General features: G+C 64.4%; 18 protein-coding genes. 11 read left to right on the plus strand and 7 right to left on the minus strand.

The window, feature by feature from the left end:
- Positions 1–4 precede the first annotated feature (4 nt).
- The 3 genes from NOF55_RS13295 (at position 5) to mctR (ending at position 3,424) form a co-directional block, all read left to right on the plus strand.
- Entirely contained in the window at positions 5–1,288 is a 1,284-nt protein-coding gene (locus NOF55_RS13295; RefSeq protein ID WP_306411868.1) for a TRAP transporter large permease, read from the plus strand.
- 109 nt (positions 1,289–1,397) lie between these two features.
- Positions 1,398–2,792 carry a two-component system sensor histidine kinase MctS gene (gene mctS, locus NOF55_RS13300; RefSeq protein WP_306411869.1) on the plus strand — a complete coding sequence of 465 codons (1,395 nt, stop codon included), beginning with the start codon at positions 1,398–1,400 and terminating at the stop codon, positions 2,790–2,792.
- The gene (gene mctR / locus NOF55_RS13305) at positions 2,789–3,424 is read left to right on the plus strand and encodes a two-component system response regulator MctR (protein ID WP_306411870.1); all 636 of its coding nucleotides are present in this window, start codon (positions 2,789–2,791) and stop codon (positions 3,422–3,424) included. The genes mctS and mctR overlap by 4 nt, the downstream gene beginning before the upstream one ends.
- Before the next feature lie 228 nt (positions 3,425–3,652).
- On the opposite strand, the gene ahpF is transcribed toward mctR, so the two are convergent.
- The 4 genes from ahpF to NOF55_RS13325 form a co-directional block, all read right to left on the minus strand.
- Complete coding sequence (gene ahpF, locus NOF55_RS13310) at positions 3,653–5,233, minus strand: alkyl hydroperoxide reductase subunit F (RefSeq protein ID WP_306411871.1); 1,581 nt, start codon at positions 5,231–5,233, stop codon at positions 3,653–3,655.
- 76 nt (positions 5,234–5,309) lie between these two features.
- Entirely contained in the window at positions 5,310–5,873 is a 564-nt protein-coding gene (ahpC, locus tag NOF55_RS13315; RefSeq protein ID WP_306411872.1) for an alkyl hydroperoxide reductase subunit C, read from the minus strand.
- A 285-nt stretch (positions 5,874–6,158) separates the two neighbouring features.
- The gene (locus NOF55_RS13320) at positions 6,159–6,470 is read right to left on the minus strand and encodes a KTSC domain-containing protein (protein WP_306411873.1); all 312 of its coding nucleotides are present in this window, start codon (positions 6,468–6,470) and stop codon (positions 6,159–6,161) included.
- Positions 6,471–6,670: 200 nt separating this feature from the next.
- Positions 6,671–7,279, minus strand: coding sequence for an FMN-dependent NADH-azoreductase (locus NOF55_RS13325; RefSeq protein WP_306411874.1), 609 nt, complete (start codon positions 7,277–7,279; stop codon positions 6,671–6,673).
- A 133-nt stretch (positions 7,280–7,412) separates the two neighbouring features.
- Between NOF55_RS13325 and NOF55_RS13330 the strand changes: the two genes are divergently transcribed.
- Both NOF55_RS13330 and NOF55_RS13335 read left to right on the plus strand, forming a co-directional pair.
- On the plus strand, positions 7,413–8,381 hold the full coding sequence (locus NOF55_RS13330; protein WP_306411875.1) for a LysR family transcriptional regulator: 969 nt from the start codon (positions 7,413–7,415) through the stop codon (positions 8,379–8,381).
- Between the two features lie 95 nt (positions 8,382–8,476).
- Positions 8,477–8,827 (plus strand): hypothetical protein, encoded by a 351-nt coding sequence (locus NOF55_RS13335; RefSeq protein WP_306411876.1) that lies wholly within the window; start codon positions 8,477–8,479, stop codon positions 8,825–8,827.
- A gap of 78 nt (positions 8,828–8,905) precedes the next feature.
- Here the strand turns inward: NOF55_RS13335 and NOF55_RS13340 are convergent, their stop codons facing one another.
- From NOF55_RS13340 to NOF55_RS13350, 3 genes are all read right to left on the minus strand, one after another.
- A complete protein-coding gene (locus tag NOF55_RS13340) occupies positions 8,906–10,894 on the minus strand; it encodes a bifunctional 2',3'-cyclic-nucleotide 2'-phosphodiesterase/3'-nucleotidase (protein WP_306411877.1) in 1,989 nt (662 codons plus the stop codon).
- Between the two features lie 127 nt (positions 10,895–11,021).
- The gene (locus tag NOF55_RS13345; protein ID WP_306411878.1) at positions 11,022–11,891 is read right to left on the minus strand and encodes a carbon-nitrogen hydrolase family protein; all 870 of its coding nucleotides are present in this window, start codon (positions 11,889–11,891) and stop codon (positions 11,022–11,024) included.
- Positions 11,891–12,478: a GNAT family N-acetyltransferase gene (locus NOF55_RS13350; protein WP_306411879.1), complete on the minus strand. Its 588-nt coding sequence runs from the start codon at positions 12,476–12,478 to the stop codon at positions 11,891–11,893. The genes NOF55_RS13345 and NOF55_RS13350 overlap by 1 nt, the downstream gene beginning before the upstream one ends.
- Before the next feature lie 126 nt (positions 12,479–12,604).
- Here NOF55_RS13350 and NOF55_RS13355 point away from each other — a divergent pair, with 126 nt between their 5' ends.
- The 6 genes from NOF55_RS13355 (at position 12,605) to NOF55_RS13380 (ending at position 18,524) form a co-directional block, all read left to right on the plus strand.
- Entirely contained in the window at positions 12,605–13,006 is a 402-nt protein-coding gene (locus NOF55_RS13355; RefSeq protein ID WP_306411880.1) for a ketosteroid isomerase-related protein, read from the plus strand.
- An 88-nt stretch (positions 13,007–13,094) separates the two neighbouring features.
- Complete coding sequence (locus NOF55_RS13360) at positions 13,095–13,349, plus strand: GlsB/YeaQ/YmgE family stress response membrane protein (protein WP_306411881.1); 255 nt, start codon at positions 13,095–13,097, stop codon at positions 13,347–13,349.
- 204 nt (positions 13,350–13,553) lie between these two features.
- The gene (locus tag NOF55_RS13365; protein ID WP_306411882.1) at positions 13,554–14,219 is read left to right on the plus strand and encodes a helix-turn-helix domain-containing protein; all 666 of its coding nucleotides are present in this window, start codon (positions 13,554–13,556) and stop codon (positions 14,217–14,219) included.
- A 184-nt stretch (positions 14,220–14,403) separates the two neighbouring features.
- Positions 14,404–15,744 carry an ammonium transporter gene (locus tag NOF55_RS13370; RefSeq protein WP_306411883.1) on the plus strand — a complete coding sequence of 447 codons (1,341 nt, stop codon included), beginning with the start codon at positions 14,404–14,406 and terminating at the stop codon, positions 15,742–15,744.
- Positions 15,745–15,771: 27 nt separating this feature from the next.
- Entirely contained in the window at positions 15,772–15,948 is a 177-nt protein-coding gene (locus NOF55_RS13375; protein ID WP_306411884.1) for a hypothetical protein, read from the plus strand.
- A gap of 206 nt (positions 15,949–16,154) precedes the next feature.
- On the plus strand, positions 16,155–18,524 hold the full coding sequence (locus NOF55_RS13380) for a trimethylamine N-oxide demethylase (RefSeq protein WP_306411885.1): 2,370 nt from the start codon (positions 16,155–16,157) through the stop codon (positions 18,522–18,524).
- Positions 18,525–18,858 lie beyond the last annotated feature (334 nt).

Genomic DNA, 18,858 nt, shown 5'->3' on the forward strand with positions numbered 1-18,858 from the left:
GGCCATGATCATCATCCTTTTCGCTTCCTTCTTCGTTCTGCTCGCGCTGGGCGTTCCCGTCGCCTTCACGCTGGCGATCTCCACCTGGCTCGCCGTCATTCTCGGCAGCAACCTGCCGCAGATCCTGGTGATCAAGGAAATGTTCTCCGGCGTCGACAGCTTCCCGCTGCTCGCCGTGCCCTTCTTCATCCTTGCGGCGGAACTGATGACCGGTGGCTCGCTGACGCATCACCTGCTCAGGCTCACCATCCAGTTCGTCGGCCGCGCCCGCGGCGGGCTCGGCTATGCCAGCATTCTCTCCACCACACTGTTCGCCGGCATTTCCGGTTCGGCGCTGGCCGCCGCCGCCGGCCCGGGCGCGATGAACATCCGCATGATGGAAAAGAGCGGCTACGACAAGCGCTACGCCTCGGCGCTCGCCGCCGCCGTCGCCGTGGTCGATCCGATCATCCCGCCCTCGATCACCATGATCATCTACGCGTTGCAGGACCAGAACGTCTCGGTCGGCGGTCTCTTCGTCGCCGGCGTCATGCCCGGCATCGCCATCTCCATCGCCATGTGCGTGGTGAACTGGTACGTGTCGCGCAAGCGCGGCTACCGCTCGATGGACGTGCGCCCGAGCGTCCGCGAGATGATTTCCAACACGCTTTTCGCCATTCCGGCGCTGGCGCTCATCGTCATCGTCGTCGGCGGCATCCGCTTCGGCTATTTCACGCCCACCGAGGCGTCGGTGATCGCGGTCTTCTATTCGCTGTTCTGCGGCATGTTCATCTACCGTTCGCTGAAGGTGAAGGACCTGCCGGACATCATCTTCCGCTCGGCGATGGTCACGGTCGGCATCCTGCTCATCCTCGCCTCGGCGCGCGCCTTCGCCTGGGTGCTGATCAACGAGGGCGTGCCGCAGTTCCTGGCCGACACCATCGTCGGCTGGGACCTTTCGCCCATCGTTTTCCTGCTGGCGGTCAACCTGCTGCTGCTGGTGTTCGGCATGTTCATGGACCCGCTGCCGGGCGTGATGATCCTCGTGCCGATCCTCGCGCCCATCGCCGTCCATCTCGGGATCGACCCGATCCATTTCGCGATGGTCGTCATCCTCAACCTCACCATCGGCCTGATCACGCCGCCGGTCGGGGCGCTGCTGTTCGTCGTGTCGGCGGTGGTGAAGATCAGGGTCAGCGAGATCACCCGCGAGATGGCGCCCTTCCTTCTCGCCTATCTCGTCATCCTGGCGACCGTCACCTTCGTTCCGGCGCTTTCCACCTGGCTGCCGCGCCTGACGGGCTTCTGACGCGCCTCAGACCTTCCGCCGATGGACGCGGGCGCCAGCCGCGTCTATGATCCCTTCCCGAGGATGAGGAGCAGGCACCGCCGGCGCGACCGGCGGCGCGGAGGGGCACATGAATCTCAGGCAGCAGATTCTGGCGCTGGCGATCGTGCCGCTGGTCGTCGCCATACTGGCGGTGACGGCGCTGATCACCTGGCAGTCGATCACGCTTGCGCGCACCAGCATCGACGCCTTCGAGCGCAATATGCTGGAGGCGAAGCAGGCCGAACTGATGAACCTGACCAACCTGGCGCTTTCGGCGATCAACGGCATCTACGAAAGGGCCGGACCGGACGACGAGGCCGCGAAGGAGGAGGTCCGGCGCATTCTCTCCAGCCTCGATTACGGCGAGGACGGCTATTTCTTCGTCTACGACTATGACGGCTACAATGTCGTGCATCCGCGCCAGTCGTTCCGCCCCGGCCACAACTGGCTGGACCTGACCGACCCGGACGGCAACCGCGTGATCGCCGAACTCATCCGCAAGGCGGAGGAAGGCGGCGGCCTCCACCAGTACAAGTGGGAAAAGCCCTCGACGACCGAAACCGTCGACAAGCTCTCCTTTGCCGCCGGGCTCGACAAGTGGCGCTGGATGATCGGAACCGGCGTCTATCTCGACGATGTGTTCGCCGCCACCACCGCGGCCAAGGCGGATCTTCGCCGTTCGATCGCCAACACCTTCTTGACCGTCGCGCTGATCGCGGTGCCGGCCGTCTTCGTGGTCTTCGCCACCTGCATGCTGCTCAACCTGCGCCAGCAGCGGCTGGCGGATGGAAAGCTCAAGGAACTGACCCAGCGCATCATCGACACGCAGGAGGAGGAGCGCCTGCGCATCGCCCGCGAGCTGCATGACGGCATTTCGCAGAACCTCGTCGGCGTCCGCTATGCCATCGACCTCGTCCGGCGCAAGGTTCCGCCGGACAATCTGGCGGCGGCGAACGCCATCGAGAAGGGTGCCGTCGCGCTCAACGACGCGATCAAGGAAGTCCGGCGCATCTCCCACGACCTGCGCCCGCGCGTGCTGGACGACCTCGGCCTGACCGCGGCCCTGGAGGCGCTGATCGCCGGCTTTTCGGAACGCACGGGCATCGCGGTGACGCTGGAATCGGTCGCCTTCAAGAACATGCTGGTGCCCGAGGCGCGCATCGCGCTCTATCGCGTGGCGCAGGAGGCGCTGACCAATATCGAGCGCCATGCCGGGGCGAGCAAGGTGGCCGTGACCTTCTCCAGCCGGGTCGACAGCGTGCGGATGAAGATCAGCGACAACGGCCGCGGTTTCCCCGTCGATGCCCCGGGCGCGGAAAGGAGGGCCGATGCGGGGCTCGGCCTGCGCAACATGCAGGAGCGCATGGCCCATTTCGGCGGGCGGCTGGACGTCGAAAGCTCGGACCGCGGCACGGTGCTGCACGCCATCCTGCCGATCACCACGATGATGAGTCGCCGCGCCGCGCTCGCGGAGGCCGCATGAGTGCGAACGATGCGATCAGGGTCCTGCTCATCGACAACCATCCGCTGGTGCTGGACGGGCTGAAGGCCATTCTCGAAACCTACGATCATATCGACGTCGTCGGCGTCGCCTCCAATGCCGGTTCCGGCCTCGACGTGGCGCTCGCGACCCGGCCGGCGGTGGTGCTGATGGACATCAACATGCCGCAGATCAACGGCATCGATGCGCTGGAACTGTTCAAGGAGAAGCTGCCGGCGGCCCGCATTCTGATGCTTTCGATGCATGACAGCCGCGAATATATCTCCACCTCGGTCATGCACGGCGCGTCCGGCTATGTTCTCAAGGATGTCGCGACCGACGAGATCGTCTTGGCCATCGAGGCGGTCGCCGCCGGCGGCACCTATTTCTCGTCGGGCGTCTATGACGTCCTGATGGAGCGCAACCGCGAGATGGCGACGGCGCTGACCTCGCGGGAACAGGCGGTGCTGCTCTTGATCGCCGGCGGAAAGAGCAACCGCGACACGGCGCTCACGCTCGAAATCTCCGAACGGACCGTCGAAACCCACCGCAAGCACATCAAGCGCAAGCTCGGGATCGCGACGACGGCGGGACTGACCCGCTACGCCATCGAGAACGGCCTGATCGAGCGGTAGGGGATGGCAGCATACCCCCTCTGGCTGCCGCCATCTCCCCCACAAGGGGGAGATCGATAGAAGCACCGGTTTCCCCGATCAAAGATGTCGAAAGAAGGCAAAAGACTGCCACCTGCTTTCTCCCCCCTTGTGGGGGAGATGGCCGGCAGGTCAGAGGGGGCTTGTCCCGCGAATGAAAGGGCACATTCTTGCCGGACGCTGGGGCCCGCCTCCCCTACCCCGTAAGGCTCAGGCCGCCTTTTCCTCGTTTTCGGCCGGCGCCGAAATGCGGATCAGGTGGTCGAAGGCGCCGAGCGAGGCTTTCGCGCCCTCGCCGACCGCGATCACGATCTGCTTGTAGGGAACGGTGGTGCAGTCGCCGGCGGCGAAGACCCCTTCCAGCGAGGTGTCGCCATGCGCGCCGGTGACGATTTCGCCACGCGGGGAAAGCTCTACGGTGCCCTTCAGCCATTCGGTGTTGGGCAGCAGGCCGATCTGCACGAAGATGCCCTCGAGCGGAAGCGTGTGCTGCTCGCCCGTCTGGCGGTCCTCATAGGCAAGGCCCGTCACCTTGCTGTCATCGCCCAGCACCTCGGTCGTTTTCGCGTTGAGAAGAACCGTGACGTTCGGCAGGCTCCTGAGCTTGCGCTGGAGAACGTCGTCGGCGCGCAGTTTCGTGTCGAACTCGATCAGCGTGACATGCGCGACGATGCCGGCGAGATCGATGGCCGCCTCGACGCCGGAATTGCCGCCGCCGATGACGGCGGTGCGCTTGCCCTTGAACAGCGGGCCGTCGCAATGCGGGCAATAGGCCACGCCCTTGTTCCGGTAGGCATCCTCGCCCGGAACGCCCATCTGCCGCCAGCGCGCGCCGGTCGAAAGGATGACGGTCCGCGATTTCAGCGTGGCGCCGCTTTCCAGGGAAAGCTCGAAGAAATCGCCGTTCTTCGCAAGCTTCTCGGCCTTTTGAAGGTTCATGACCTCGACCGGGTATTCCTTCACATGCTGTTCCAGCGCGGTGGCGAAGGCGGGGCCCTCGGTGTGCGGCACGGAAATGAAGTTCTCGATGGCCATCGTGTCGAGCACCTGCCCGCCGAAGCGCTCGGCCACGAGGCCGGTGCGGATGCCCTTGCGGGCGGCATAGACCGCCGCGGCCGCGCCGGCCGGCCCGCCGCCGACGACCAGAACGTCGAACGGATCGAGTGCGTTCAGCTTGCCGGCTACGCGGGCGGAGGCGCCGGTGTCGATCTTCGCGAGGATCTGCTCGGCTTCCATGCGGCCCTGGCCGAACACCTCGCCGTTCAGGTAGACGGTCGGCACCGACATGATCTGGCGGTCGGCCACTTCCTCGGGGAAGAGCGCGCCGTCGATGGCGACATGGCGGATGCGCGGGTTCAGCACCGCCATCAGGTTCAGCGCCTGCACCACGTCCGGGCAGTTCTGGCAGGACAGCGAGAAATAGGTCTCGAAGGTGAAATCGCCGTCGAGATCGCGAATCTGGTCGATGATCGCCTGTTCGAGACGCGGCGGATGGCCGCCGACCTGAAGCAGCGCCAGAACCAGCGAGGTGAATTCGTGGCCGAGCGGAATGCCCGCGAAGGTCAGGCCGATATCCTGGCCGGGGGTGGAGAGCGAGAAGGACGGCGCGCGGGCGGATGCGTCCTCGACCGTCTCGACCGTGATCCTATCGGTCAGGCCGGCGATGTCGTTGAGGAGATCCAGCATTTCCTTCGATTTCGCCGAACCGTTCACGAAGGCGCGGATTTCGATGGGGCGAACGACCTTTTCGAGATAGGCGCGAAGCTGGCCTTTCAATGTTTCGTCAAGCATGGCTTTCTCCGGAAGGTGCCAGATTCGAACGGGATGGGCCGCCCCTTTTCAGGCAGGGCGGCCGGTGCGCGGAAAATCAGATCTTGCCGACGAGCGACAGGGACGGCGCGAGCGTCTTTTCGCCCTCTTCCCACTTGGCCGGGCACACTTCGCCCGGATGCGCGCGGATATACTGGGCGGCCTTGACCTTGCGGACCAGTTCGGCGGCGTTGCGGCCAATGCCTTCGGAGGTGACTTCGACGCCCTGGATGATGCCGTCCGGGTCGATGATGAAGGTGCCGCGGTCGGCAAGGCCTTCTTCCTCGCGCAGGTTGTCGAAGTTGCGCGAGATCGTCAGCGTCGGATCGCCGATCATGTAGTACTGGATCTTGCCGATGGTCTCGGAGGAATCGTGCCAGGCCTTGTGGGTGAAATGCGTGTCGGTGGAAACGGAGAAGACCTCGACGCCGAGCTTCTGGAGTTCCTCGTAATGATCGGCGACGTCGCCCAGCTCCGTCGGGCAGACGAAGGTGAAATCGGCCGGATAGAAGAAGAAGATGGCCCACTTGCCGAGAACGTCGGCTTCGGTGATCTCGACGAACTTGCCCTGCTTGTAGGCCTGTGCCTTGAACGGCTTGATCGATGTGTTGATGACAGACATGGCTTCCTATCCGTGTTGGCGGGGAGATTGTTTTGCAATGCAGCATAATGCGGGCTTTCGGCGCTGCAAACAGAAAACTCGCGGCATTCGGGCCGCCATTAACAGGAAATGTCGATTACAGGGGTGTTTTTAAACGGTATTTCCGATCCGGAAAAAGGCGCACGCAAACCGGTTGCAGGCAGCCGGCGCAGGGGCGGCCTGTTGCGATGCGAAGCGGCAGCGGGATGGAGCCGCAGGCCGGCCCGCTCGTCTTGCGAAAGGGGGAGACTGTGAGGCGATGCCGCCTCACAGGCCTCCGAAGCGTGAGGAGATCAGCACCAGTGCGAGGCCGACCACGCAGAAGGCGGTGACGACCAGAACGACGCGCCGCACCGGCGCCTGGGCATGGCCTGCCGCGGAACGAACCGCGGTCGGCTTGATGTAATAGCGATAATAGAAGCTTGGTTCGGGGCTTTCGAGCAGCCCCCGGAAAACGTGGGGCGCTATATCCATGTGCTCCACGACTCGTCCGTTCGACAAGGTGACATCGAGCCGGCGCGAACGTTCATTATAGCGAGCCAGCTTTATTTTCCGAGACTTGATGTTGACCCAATCCATCGAGTTCCCTTTCCAGTCTGCGTTCGCAGCCTTCCCGGGAGGCGGGAAGCCGATTCTGCGGATGCTGCGAGCCCGTCATTTTCATCGGATATGAGGCAATGAGAAGGCAAGGAAAAAGTTTCGCATGGATGGGCGCCAATGAAAACGCCCGGCGGGCAGGAACCGTCGGGCGTCTTCATGACCGGAGGGGTCGGTGGAAATCAGGCGGCGCTGGCCAGTGCCTCGGTCTTCGCCTTGGCGGCGGCGAGCGCCTTCTCGGCGGCTTCAGGACCGAAGGCCAGGCCCTCGACGAAGATCGTCTCGACATCGGTGAGGCCGATGAAGCCGAGAACCGTCTTGAGGTAGGGAACGGCATGGTTGACGGCCACGCCGGGGCCTTCGGAATAGATGCCGCCGGAAGCGAGGACGATATAGACCTTCTTGCCCGTCACGAGGCCTTCCGGGCCGGTTTCAGTGTAGCGGAAGGTGCTGCCGGCGCGCGCGATGTTGTCGATCCAGCTCTTCAGCGTGGAATAGAGGCCGAAATTGATGAGGCCGGTGGCCAGCACGATCGTGTCGGCGGCCTTGAGTTCGGCGACCAGCTTGTCGGAATAGTCGGCGGCGGCCGCCTCTTCCGGCGTGCGGTCGGCGGGCGCCTTGCGGATGGCGGAGGTCACGACGCTGTCGATGTGCGGGATCGGGTTGGAGCCGAGATCGCGCACCGTGACCTTGCCGCCCCTGGCGAGCGCCGTCGCCAACTCGCCGGCAACCTTGGAGGAAATGGATTCCGCGCCGCGCGGGCTGGAGGTGACGAGAAGAATGGAGGACATGGGCATATACCTTGCAAGGGTTGTCGTTCTTTCCGGCGGGCGCCGCCGTTTCGCCTGTGAAAATAAGCATGGACACCCATCCAACAAACCGGAATAATATCGAAGTCTTCCATCGAAAATATGGATAACGGGCATGGACGCCAATCCGACCCTCGATCAGTTGCAGGTCTTTCTCGCCGTGGCGGAAACCGGCAGTTTTTCCGCGGCCGCGCGCCAGATCAACCGGGCGCAATCGGTGGTGAGCTATACGATCGCCAATCTGGAGGCGCAGCTTGAAGTCACGCTGTTCGAGCGCGGCGCGGCGCGCCAGCCGCGACTGACGGAAGCGGGACGGGCGCTGATCGCCGACGCGCGCCGCCTCGTCGCCGATCTTCAGGCGTTGCGCGCCCGCGCCCGCAGCATCAACCAGGGGCTGGAGGCGGAAATCACCCTGGCGCTCTCCAGCCTGATCCCCTCGGATGTGGTGGTGGCGGAACTGCGGGCGTTCCGCGACCGGTTCGCGAACGTCACGCTGAACCTGTCCATCGGCGAACTCGGCATGGTGATGGAGGCCGTCACCAGCGGCAGGGCGGATATCGGGCTGGGTGGAGCCCTGCTCCAGCCGGACAACCGGCTGGTGGCCGAGCGGATCGGCCATTCCTACATGGTGCCCGTCGCCTCGGCCGACCATCCGCTCGCCCGGCTCGGACGCCCGTTGACGCTGGCCGACGTGCGCGAGGAGGTGCAACTGGTCGTGACCGACACGTCGGGGCTGACCAGCGGCCGGGATTTCAACGTGCTGTCCTATCGCACATGGCGGGTGGGCGACGTTCACAGCAAGCGGCTCCTGACGCTCGGCGGGCTCGGCTGGGGCGGGTTGCCCGCGCCGCTGATCGCCGATGACCTGCGTGCCGGCCGGCTGGTGATCCTGCCGCTCGAAGCCTACGAGCAGGGGCAATATCCGCTCTATGCCATCAGCCGGGTCGCCAGTCCGCCCGGTCCCGCCGGACGCTGGCTGATCGAGCGGTTCCAGGCGCAGCTTTCGTCCTGCCCCGACCACGGGGAGTTCGTGGGGGCGCTCGGCGGAACCCCGCCGGCGGAAAAGCGCAGGGCGGCGGAATGATCATGGCCGCGTCTTCACCGGCGTAAAGAAAAAATCAAATTTCCTCCGCTATTGGGTATGGCGGAACGGGATATGATTTTAGGGGATCGGGGCTGATGGGTGCCTTTCAGAACAAAGCCGTGAAACTGCTTCAGGTTCAGGACGGACATGAATCGGTTTCCGAACTTGCGCTTGCCAATGCGCGTCTTCTCAAGGCGTTCCTCGATTTCTACCTGTCGACCGGCGGCACGCTGGACGAGGTGGTGGAGGCTGCGCAAAGCGCCGAAACGGAACGCCAGGCCGGGGCCCAGCGCGTCGATGTCGCGATGGGCGATGTGATGACGGCGCTGGCCGTGCTCGGCCATGTCCATGACATCGACATCATGCAGGCGGGCTACAACACGCTCGAGGCGCAGATCCGGGAACTGAAGGCGAGCCTTAACAGCCTGCGCGCCGACGATTTCTGAGACGGCGCACCGGTGGGACGGCAGACATGCACGCAGGCAGGGAAGAAGGACGCCCGTCCTTCCTCCGCCCGGCGACCGTCAGAGGATCAGGCGGAACGTCGCGAATCCGTTTTCGCCGTCGCCGGCATCCTCGATCGTCACGCCCTTGACCTCCGCCGCATAGGTCCGCCCCTTCGGCCCGGTTTCGAACAGCGCAGTGGCATCCTTCACCGGCGCGAACGACCAGTTGGCATCGGCCGACGGGTTGATCGTGCCTTCGGCAAGGATATAGCGGACGATGACGTCGCGGTTCGTGTCCGGGGCGGCGAAGATGACCTTGTCGGCGGCGATCTCCGGGAACTTGCCGCCGCCGCCGGCACGATAATTGTTGGTCGCGACGATGAATTTCTGCTCCGGATCGATGGGTTCGCCCTCGAAGCGCAGGTCGACGATGCGGTGGGCGTCGGGGTTGGCCAGTTCGCCGTCGCCGTCGAAGCGCGCCGGCTGCGAAAGGTCGATCTTGTAGGTCACGCCGTCGATGACGTCGTAATTGTAGGAGGGGAAACCCGGGTTCAGCAGCGGCACGTCCCGCTCGCCCGGACTGACCTGGTTGAACATGCCCGCCGATGCCTCCAGCCAGTTCTTCACCTGCGCGCCGGTGACGAGCACGGCCTGCACGGTGTTGGGATAGAGATAGAGGTCGGCGACGTTCTTGATGGCGATATCGCCGGCCGGCACGTCTGTGTAGTAGTCCGCGCCGCCGCGCCCGCCCGCCTTGAACGGCGCCGCCGCCGACAGGATGGGATAATCCTTGTACGGACCGTCCTTCAGCATGTCCCTGATGTACCAGGTCTGCGCGTTCGAGACGATCTGCACGGAGGGATCGTCGGCCACCAGCGCGAAATAGGAGTAGAGCGGCGCGGAGGTCTTGCCGACGGCGCGGCGCACATAGGCGAGCGTTGCCTCGTGGTCGGCCTGCACGGGAGCGATCACGTCCGGCTTGTCCCCTACGTCGGCCACGATCGCGCGGTTCTCGTCGCGATGATAGATCGGCCGGGCCTCCGTGGTGAAATCGACGATCTTCCAGCCGCTGCCGTCCTTTTCGATCAGAAGATCGATCAGGCCGAGATGCGAGCCCCAGAAGCCCGCCATCACCGCCGGCTTGCCCATCAGCGTGCCCTTCACGGGGTCGGCGCCGTCGATGCCGTCCCAGCTCGTCGGGCCGGGGAAGACGAGATGCTGGTGGCCGGTGAAGACCGCGTCGATGCCCTCGACGCCGGCGAGATAGAGCGCGGCGTTTTCCATGCGCTCGCTGCGGCCCTTGCCTTCGATACCCGAATGGGCGAGCGCGATGACGATATCGGCGCCCTCCTCCTTCATCGCCGGCACCCAGGCTTCCGCCGCCTCGACGATATCCCGGGTGGCCGCCTTGCCTTCGAGATGACCGGAATCCCACAGCATGATCTGCGGCGGCACGAAGCCGATGACGCCGACCCGGATCGGGCTTTTCTCGCCGGCTCCGTCGACGATCTCCCGGTCGAGGATGGTGTAGGGCCGGAAGAACAGGTCGTCCCGCTTCGGATCCGAGGCGAGCTGCCCCTTGGCGAGATTGGCGCAGACATAGGGATGCTTCGCACCGTTCAGGGTGTTGAACATGAAGTCGAGGCCGTAATTGAACTCGTGATTGCCGAGCGTGCCGCAATCGTAGCCGAGCACGTTCATCGCCGCGATGACCGGATGGATGTCGCCCGCCTTCATGCCGCGCTCGTGGGCGATGAAATCGCCCATCGGATTGCCCTGGAGGAAATCGCCGTTGTCGACCAGCAGGGAATTGCCGGCCTCGGCACGGATGGCGTCGATGATCGAGGCGGTGCGGGCAAGGCCAAGCGTGTCGTTCGGCTTGTCGGCATAATAGTCGTAGGGGAAGACGTGGACGTGGATGTCCGTCGTTTCCATGATGCGCAGATGCGCCTGGCCCGCATTCGCCCGCGCGGCGAACGGATGGAGCAGCACCAGAGTCGTCGATGCAGCCGCGCCGCCGAGAAAGGAGCGGCGGCTGACGAGACGGGTTTCACGGCGAAACGGCATGATGTTTTCCTCCGGGGTAAAACGCATGGGCGCGTTGCAGGGACAGTGCAGGCGTGTCTTGCAAAAATGCATCGGCCAGATGACAGCACCGGGCGGCGGAGCGATCAAGCCCCGTTTTCGCCCGCCGTCAGACCAGAAACTGTTCCGGCCAGTCGCGGTAAAGGGCGACCTGCCCGTCCCGGCGCAGCCGGGCCACCTCGGCAAGGTCGATTTCGCCGTAGAGCCAGCGGCTGTCCGGGGTGAAGACGGCATCGCTCTCGCACCAGACGCCGCTCGGCGGCATGCCGTAATCGGCGGGGACATAGAGCGCCGCACGGCCGGCATTTTCATCGACCGCCGGCGACCACGGCGCGGAGCCGGCGGTAGGCGACACCAGAACGGCGAACTGGTTTTCCAGCGCCCGGGCCTGTGCGCCGATGCGCACCCGGTGATAGCCGGCCTCCGTGTCGGTGCAACTCGGGGCGAGCACGAGATCGGTGCCCATTTCCGCCAGGCGACGGGCCAGCATCGGGAATTCGTTGTCGTAGCAGATGAGGATGCCGAGCCGCCCGAACGGCGTCTCGAAGGTGCGCAATCCGTCGGTGCCGCTGGCGATGAACCATTCCTCCCGCTCGAAACGGGTCATGATGATCTTGTCCTGGTGGCCCAGCCGGCCGGAGGGGCCGAAGAGAAAGGCGCGGTTGCGATACTTTCCGTCCGGATCGGCGACGGGCGCCGATCCGGGACAGAAGCAGACCGCGTGGCGGCGCGCCAGCGCCTCGCACAGCTCCAGCCAGCGCGGAACGAGCGGCTGGATGCCGAAGATCGATTTCTGAAGGTCGCCGCGCTCCTCCTCCGGCAGAAGGCCGGTCAGCGTCATCGCGGCATATTCGGGCAGGAGCAGGATTTCGGCGCCGGCAGCCGCCGCCTCCCCGACAAGCGCGTCGAGGTGGGCGGCATAGGCGTCCCAGTCCGCAAACAGCTCGATGGCATACTGGCAGGCGGCAAGCTTCACCATCAGCGGATTTCCTTCATCCAGAACGACATGGGTTTGGCGGTCTCGTGCGTCTCGCCGACATCGCGCCAGACATATTCGGTGCGCAGGTCGGGATGATGCGTGTAGCCGCGGCGGGTCCAGAACGTATCGAGCGGCTGATGGTCTGCCGGCCGCAGCGGGTGATCGGCGGGACGCTCGACCGCGCAGAAACAGCAGATGTCGAAGCCGCCGAGCCGGCGGGCATGGGCCTCGCGCTCCTCGAAGAAGCGCACGCCGAGCCCCTGCCCCCGATAATCCGGCATCAGCACGGATTCGCCGAAATAGAAAATCCGCTCCGGGTTCCAGCCTGCCTTCAGGAACGGCGCCTTGAATGCGTCGGTCTCGTCGCGCATCGGAATGCCGGTGGAGGCGCCGACCACCCTGTCGCCGTCCAGCGCCAGCACGAAGACGCTGTCCTGCGAGCGGGCATAGGTGGCGACATAGGTCTTCTCGTAGTCGAGCGTTCCCTCGTAGAGATAGGGGAAGGCGCGGAAGACGGCGATCCTCAGCCGCGCCAGATCGTCGATGAAGGGCGCGATCCCGCTGCCCTGCCTGACCAGTATCCTCATGGCTTCCCCGCCTTGCGCCATTCCCCTGCCCGCTTCGGAAACGGAAACGTACTATGCAGGAACTGGCAAGTGCTATAGGAAATCTTTCCCGTGGAATCCACGCATTTCAGACACCAGAGGAACACGATGAGTGCCGCCGAAACCATTCGCGCCTATTACGATGCCTTCAACCGCCAGGACATGGACGCCTTCCTCGCGCTCCTGACCGACGACGTCGTCCACGACATCAATCAGGGCGAGCGCCAGACCGGCAAGGATGCCTTCGCGCGGTTCATGGAGCACATGAACCGCTGCTACCGGGAAACGCTGACGGACATGGTCATCATGGAAAACGCCGACGGCACGCGCGCGGCCGCCGAGTTCGTCGTCAACGGCGAATATCTGGCATCGGACGAGGGCTTGCCCGAAGCCAGAGGCCAGACATACGTGCTGCCGGCCGGCGCCTTCTTCGAGATCCGCGACGGCAAGGTCGCCCGCATCACCAACACCTACAATCTGAACGACTGGATCGCCCAGGTCGGCGGTTGAGGGCCAACTTTCGCCTCCGTTTCGCCCATTATGGAACTCTTTTCCGTTTCGCACGTTTTTCACGCAAATCGGAAGCAAGGAGAGAGTCATGACAAGTGCGGGTATCGGATGGATCGCAGCCATCATCATCGGCGGCGTCGCCGGCTGGCTGGCGGAACAGTTCATGAAGAGCAACATGGGCATTCTCATGAACATTCTGCTGGGCATCGTGGGCGCCATCGTCGCCAATGCGCTGCTGTCGCTCTTCGGGGTCGTCCTGACCGGCGCGATCGGCTATCTGATCGCCGGGTTCGTCGGTGCGTGCATCCTCATCGCGATCGGCCGCGCCTTCCGACGAGGATAGCCGGGTCTTCGCAAACACGCCGCCTCGTGTTTGCTTGCCGCCGCCGCATCCGGTTCGTCCGGTTGCGGCGGTTTTCATGTGGGCGGCGCCTTTTCCGTCCGAAGAGCGGGAATAAGGTGTGGCGAACCAAATTAATCCGCGCCTGCGCCTTGAATTATCCGGCCATGCAAGCTTTCCTGACAGGAAAGATCGAGGAGACCATCGATGACCAAGTCCGCCACGCCCGGCGATGTCGTCCTGCCCTTCCAGAACCCGCATGCGGTGCGCGACGAGGTGCGGGATAACAACCTGGAGCGCGCCATCGGCCATGAAGTGCGCACGCTTCGCAAGAAGCTGGGCATCACCGGCGCGGACCTGGCCTCCGCCACGGGCATTTCGCTCGGCATGCTTTCCAAGATCGAGAACGGCAACACCTCGCCGTCGCTGACGACCCTGCAATCGCTGGCCCAGGCGCTCGGCGTGCCGGTCACGGCCTTCTTCCGCCGCTTCGAGGAGCAGCACGACGCCGTGTTCGTCAAGGCCGGCGAGGGCGTCGAACTGGAGCGGCGCGGCACCCGCGCGGGACACCAGTACAACCTGCTCGGCCATATCGGCAACAACACCTCCGGTGTCGTGGTGGAGCCCTACCTGATCACGCTCACCACCGATTCCGACGTTTTCCCGACCTTCCAGCACGAGGGCCTGGAGTTTCTCTACATGCTGGAGGGCGAGGTGCATTATCGCCACGGCGACCGGCTCTACCAGATGCAGCCGGGCGACAGCCTTTATTTCGACGCCGATGCGCCGCACGGGCCGGAGGTTCTGGTGACGCTGCCGGCACGCTTTCTGTCGATCATCTGCTATCCGGAAAAGATCCGCGGCCGCCGGTAGGAAAGCGAAACCGCGGGCCATCGCAGCTCTTGCGGTTCTTCACGCAACTGTGATTAACTGACCGTTAACGCGCAGGCGATGCAAATTTCCGCTTGCCATTTAATGATGTGCATATAATTTTCATTACAAGAAAACATGGGGTGGAAATGCCGCGGGGGGCCTAACAAAATGGGGAACTCGCGCCATGAACGAAACAACGGCAGATGTGGCGGCCAGGCTCGAAGCGCTTGAAAAGTCGCTCGAAACGGTCAACGCTCTCAACTCGGAAATTTTCTATTGGTGGTGTACCGCACTGATGGTCGCCATCCACGCCGGCTTCCTGGCCTATGAAATGGGCGCTTCTCGCTCGAAGAACGCTCTGGCCTCGGGCATCAAGAACCTTCTCGCCTTCGCCTTTCTGATGCCTGCCTTCTATTTCGTCGGCTGGTGGATTTACCTCGCCTTCCCGACCGGCCTGACCATTTCCGCGGACGCGGCCGCCGGCCTGCCCTGGTCCCAGAACATGGGGCCGAACGTCGCCGACCAGGCTTCGGGCATCTTCTATGCCGCCTTCGCCCTCTTCGCCGCCACGACGGCCTCGATCATGTCGGGCGCGTGCATCGAGCGCATCCGCCTGTCGGGCTTCACCATCCTCGCCGTGCTGTGCGGCGCCTTCGTCTGGAACCTCGGCGCATCCTGGGGCTGGCATCCGGAAGGCTGGCTGGTCACGTCCTTCGGCTTCCACGACGTCGCCGCCGCCGGGGCCGTCCACATGATTTCCGGCTTCTTCACGCTCGGCGTCCTTATCAATCTCGGTCCGCGCATCGGCCGCTACAACGCCGACGGCTCGCTGAACGAGATCACCGGCCACTCCATGCCGATGTCGATGATCGGACTGATGCTCATCGTGCTCGGCTTCTTCGGCTTCCTCGGCGGCTGCATCATTTACACGGCCGACGGCTGGACGACGATCTACAACACCCCGGCAAACCTGTCCGCTTTCGGCTTCAACACGCTGATGAGCATCGCCGGCGGCATGATCGGCGCCTATCTCGTCACCCGCGATCCCTTCTGGATGATGTCGGGCGCCCTCATCGGCGTCATCTCCTCCGGCTCGGGCCTCGACCTCTACTATCCGGGTCTGGCGTTCCTGAACTCCTTCATCGCCGGTTGCGTCATTCCGAAGCTCAACGACATGCTCATCAGCAAGTTCAAGATCGACGACGCGGTGGGCGCCGTCGCCGTTCACGGCTTCACCGGCATCTGGGGCATTCTCGCGGTGGGCATCCTCGCCTCCGGCTATCCGAACGTCGAAGGTCCGGCCATCTCCTTCACCGGCCAGTTCGCCTCGATGATCGTCTACGCCCTGCTCGGCTTCGTTCCCGGCTATGCGGTGTCCTATGTCCTGAAGCTTTTCGGCATACTGCGCGCCAGCCCGGACGCCGAACTCGTCGGCCTCGACAAGGCCGAAGTGCCGGCGATGGCCTATCCGGAATCCCACATTCCGGCCTTCGCCGATCATGCCAGCACGTCGCCGGCCGAATAAACGGAACCCATTCTCAAGGAGAACGTCATGAACAGTGCGCCTATCACCACCTGGGAAGGGGCCGAAGCCTACTTCACCTTCGCGGACAAGCCGGCCGTGCTGATGCTGATCGCCGTGCTCGGCATCCTCGCCGGCGGCTACACGCTGGTCAGCATGATCAAGCACGAGAACGCCTGCTACAACTACACGAAGAAGAAGCCCTGATCGAAGGCTTGCCTTCCGCTCCCCCGGCCTTGCGCCGGGGGAGCTTTCTTCCTGTCCGATCCTTGCGGGACCGCAAACGCCAAGGTTTGCGGTCCTGATTATTTTCAGTAAAATTTTTTTCTTATGATGCAAGTTGCGCTTTACAGGCGTGGGGCGCTTTGCCACTATGGAAGCACTCGAAAACGGATGTTGAGAGGGAGGGCGCCATGCAGGAGAGCGATACGGCATTGCCGCGCGTCCGGTCGGTTTCCGGCAGCATTCTGCGCTATCCCGGCACGTCCGCCCTGCCCCCCGGCGTCGAGCGCTACAAGGTGCGCGGCGGCGGCACGCTGGTGGTTCCGGTTTCCGCCGGCGATCATGCGGTGCTGACGGATGTCGAGGGCATGCAGTCCTGCGAGATCGCCTTCATGGCGCCGGACGGATGCTTTTCCGACCCCGGCCTCGGCGCCCGCTTCACCTGCGATGCAGGCGGCATCAGGGCCATCCTGTCGGCGGGCGGCGAAAGCGCCCGCCGCGTGCGCGCCGCCATCGAGCGCCGCGGCGGCAATCTGGCCGGCGCCCGGGCGCTGCGCCTTTTTGGCTGTGGGTCGCGCCCCGGCGAAACGGCGCAATTCACTGTGCAGGCCGATGGTCTCCTGATCCTCGCCGCACCCGGCGAGCCCATGCTGCCGGACGGGCAGTCGACGCTGACCGAAATCGGGCTGCGCATCCGCCGCACCCGCCTGCGGCACGCCCGCGAGGCGCTGCTGCCCGAACCGCTGGCGGACCCGCTTCAGGATATCCGCATCGCGGCGGCAAATGCCCGCGCCTATTTCGTCCGCGCCGGCGAATATATCCAGATCCTCGACGTCCAGGGCCGCCAATGCACCGATTTTCAGGCGTTCTCCGCCCGCAAGGTGGACAAGGGGCTGGATCTGGCGCTGGATTCGACCGTGACGCGCACGCTGCTCGGGCGCAGCTATCCGACGCCCGGCCTGCCGTCGAAGGCCTTCGACCGCGATTTCGAACCGCTGGTGGAAATCGTGCAGGATACGGTCGGCCGCCACGATGCTTTCGCCACGGCCTGCAATTCCCGTTACTACGACGACATGGGCTATCCCGGCCACGTCAATTGCACGGATAACTTCAATGCCGAACTCGCCCCCTATGGCATCGCGCCGCGCAAGGGCTGGGAAGCGCTGAATTTCTTCTACAACACGCGCGTCGACGACCATAACCAGCTTTATCTGGACGAGCCGTGGTCGCGCGCCGGCGATTATGTGCTCATGCGGGCGCTGACCGATCTGGTCTGCGTGTCCTCCTCCTGCCCGGACGATATCGACGCGGCCAATGGCTGGGACCCGACAGACATCCACGTCCGCACCTATTCCGCCGAAAAGACGTTCACGAGAGCCCTGGCCTATCGCATGACACCCGACGCCGACGCCGAACTGACGCGGGAGACCGCCTTTCACTCCAGCCTTCAGCCGCTGACCCGCGATTTCGTCGAATATCGCGGCTACTGGCTGGCAAACGGCTTCGCCGCCAGCGGCCCGATCGAGGAATACTGGGCCTGCCGCGAGGCCGCCGCGCTGATCGACCTTTCGCCGCTGCGCAAGTTCGAGGTCACGGGGCCGGATTCCGAAGCGCTGCTGCAATATTGCCTGACCCGCGACGTGCGGAAACTGGCAACCGGCCAGGTCGTCTATTCCGCCATGTGCTACGAGCATGGCGGCATGCTGGACGACGGCACGCTGTTCCGCCTCGGCGACCATAATTTCCGCTGGATCGGCGGCGACGACTATTCGGGCATCTGGCTGCGCAAGGTGGCGGAGGAGAAGGGGTTTCGCGCCTGGGTCCGCTCGTCCACCGACCAGTTGCACAATATCGCGGTGCAGGGGCCGAAGAGCCGCGATATCCTCAGGGACCTGTTCTGGACCGCGCCGCGCCAGCCGACCGTCGGGGAACTGGGCTGGTTCCGCTTCACCGTTGCCCGCATCGGCGGTTTCGAAGGCGTGCCCGTGGTCGTTTCCCGCACCGGCTATACCGGTGAACTGGGCTACGAGATCTTCTGCCATCCGAAGGATGCGGCCGCGGTCTTCTCGGCGGTGCGGGAGGCGGGAGAGCCGCACGGCCTGCGCCTGATGGGCCTTCAGGCGCTCGACATGCTGCGCATCGAGGCCGGGCTGATTTTCGCCGGCTACGATTTCGACGACCAGACGGACCCGTTCGAGGCCGGCATCGGCTTCACCGTGCCGCTGAAATCGAAGCAGGACGATTTCATCGGCCGCGAGGCGCTGATCCGCCGCAAGGAAAATCCGCGCTGGACATTCGTCGGCCTCGATGTCGGCGCCAACGAGGCAGTCGGGCATGGCGACTGCCTGCATATCGGCCGGGCGCGGATCGGCACCGTCACCAGCGCCACCCATTCGCCGGTCCTCGGCAAGACCATCGCGCTCGCCCGTGTCGACGTCACGCACGCGGCGGTGGGAACTGAAATCGAGATCGGCAAGCTCGACGGGCAGCAGAAGCGCATCCCCGCCGTCATCGTGTCGCTGTCCCATTACGATCCGCAGAAGACGCGCCCGCGTTCGTAGACCGACCCCGCTCCCCTGCCCTTGGAGGCGATCCGCCCGGCAGAAACCACGGTTTCTCCGGGCGGCTTTTTATGGATTTTCGGGGGGGGGTGGAAAAGAGACCACCCCGGCTTCCCCTTCTCCCCTCGAAGAGACGGTGCCCGAAGGGCGGAGGAGGGAGCGCGCAAAAGCCCTGACTCAAAGGGCCCCCTCAACCGGCTCCGCTCCGGCTTCACCCGCTCTCTTCCGTCATCCTCGGGCTTGACCCGAGGATCCATGCATCCGCACAGCCAGCCGATGGATCCTCGGGTCAAGCCCGAGGATGACGAAGGAGGGGGAGACGGAGAGGGAGAAG

It is taken from the genome of Ectorhizobium quercum, assembly GCF_026552795.1.
Lineage (GTDB): Bacteria > Pseudomonadota > Alphaproteobacteria > Rhizobiales > Rhizobiaceae > Ectorhizobium > Ectorhizobium quercum.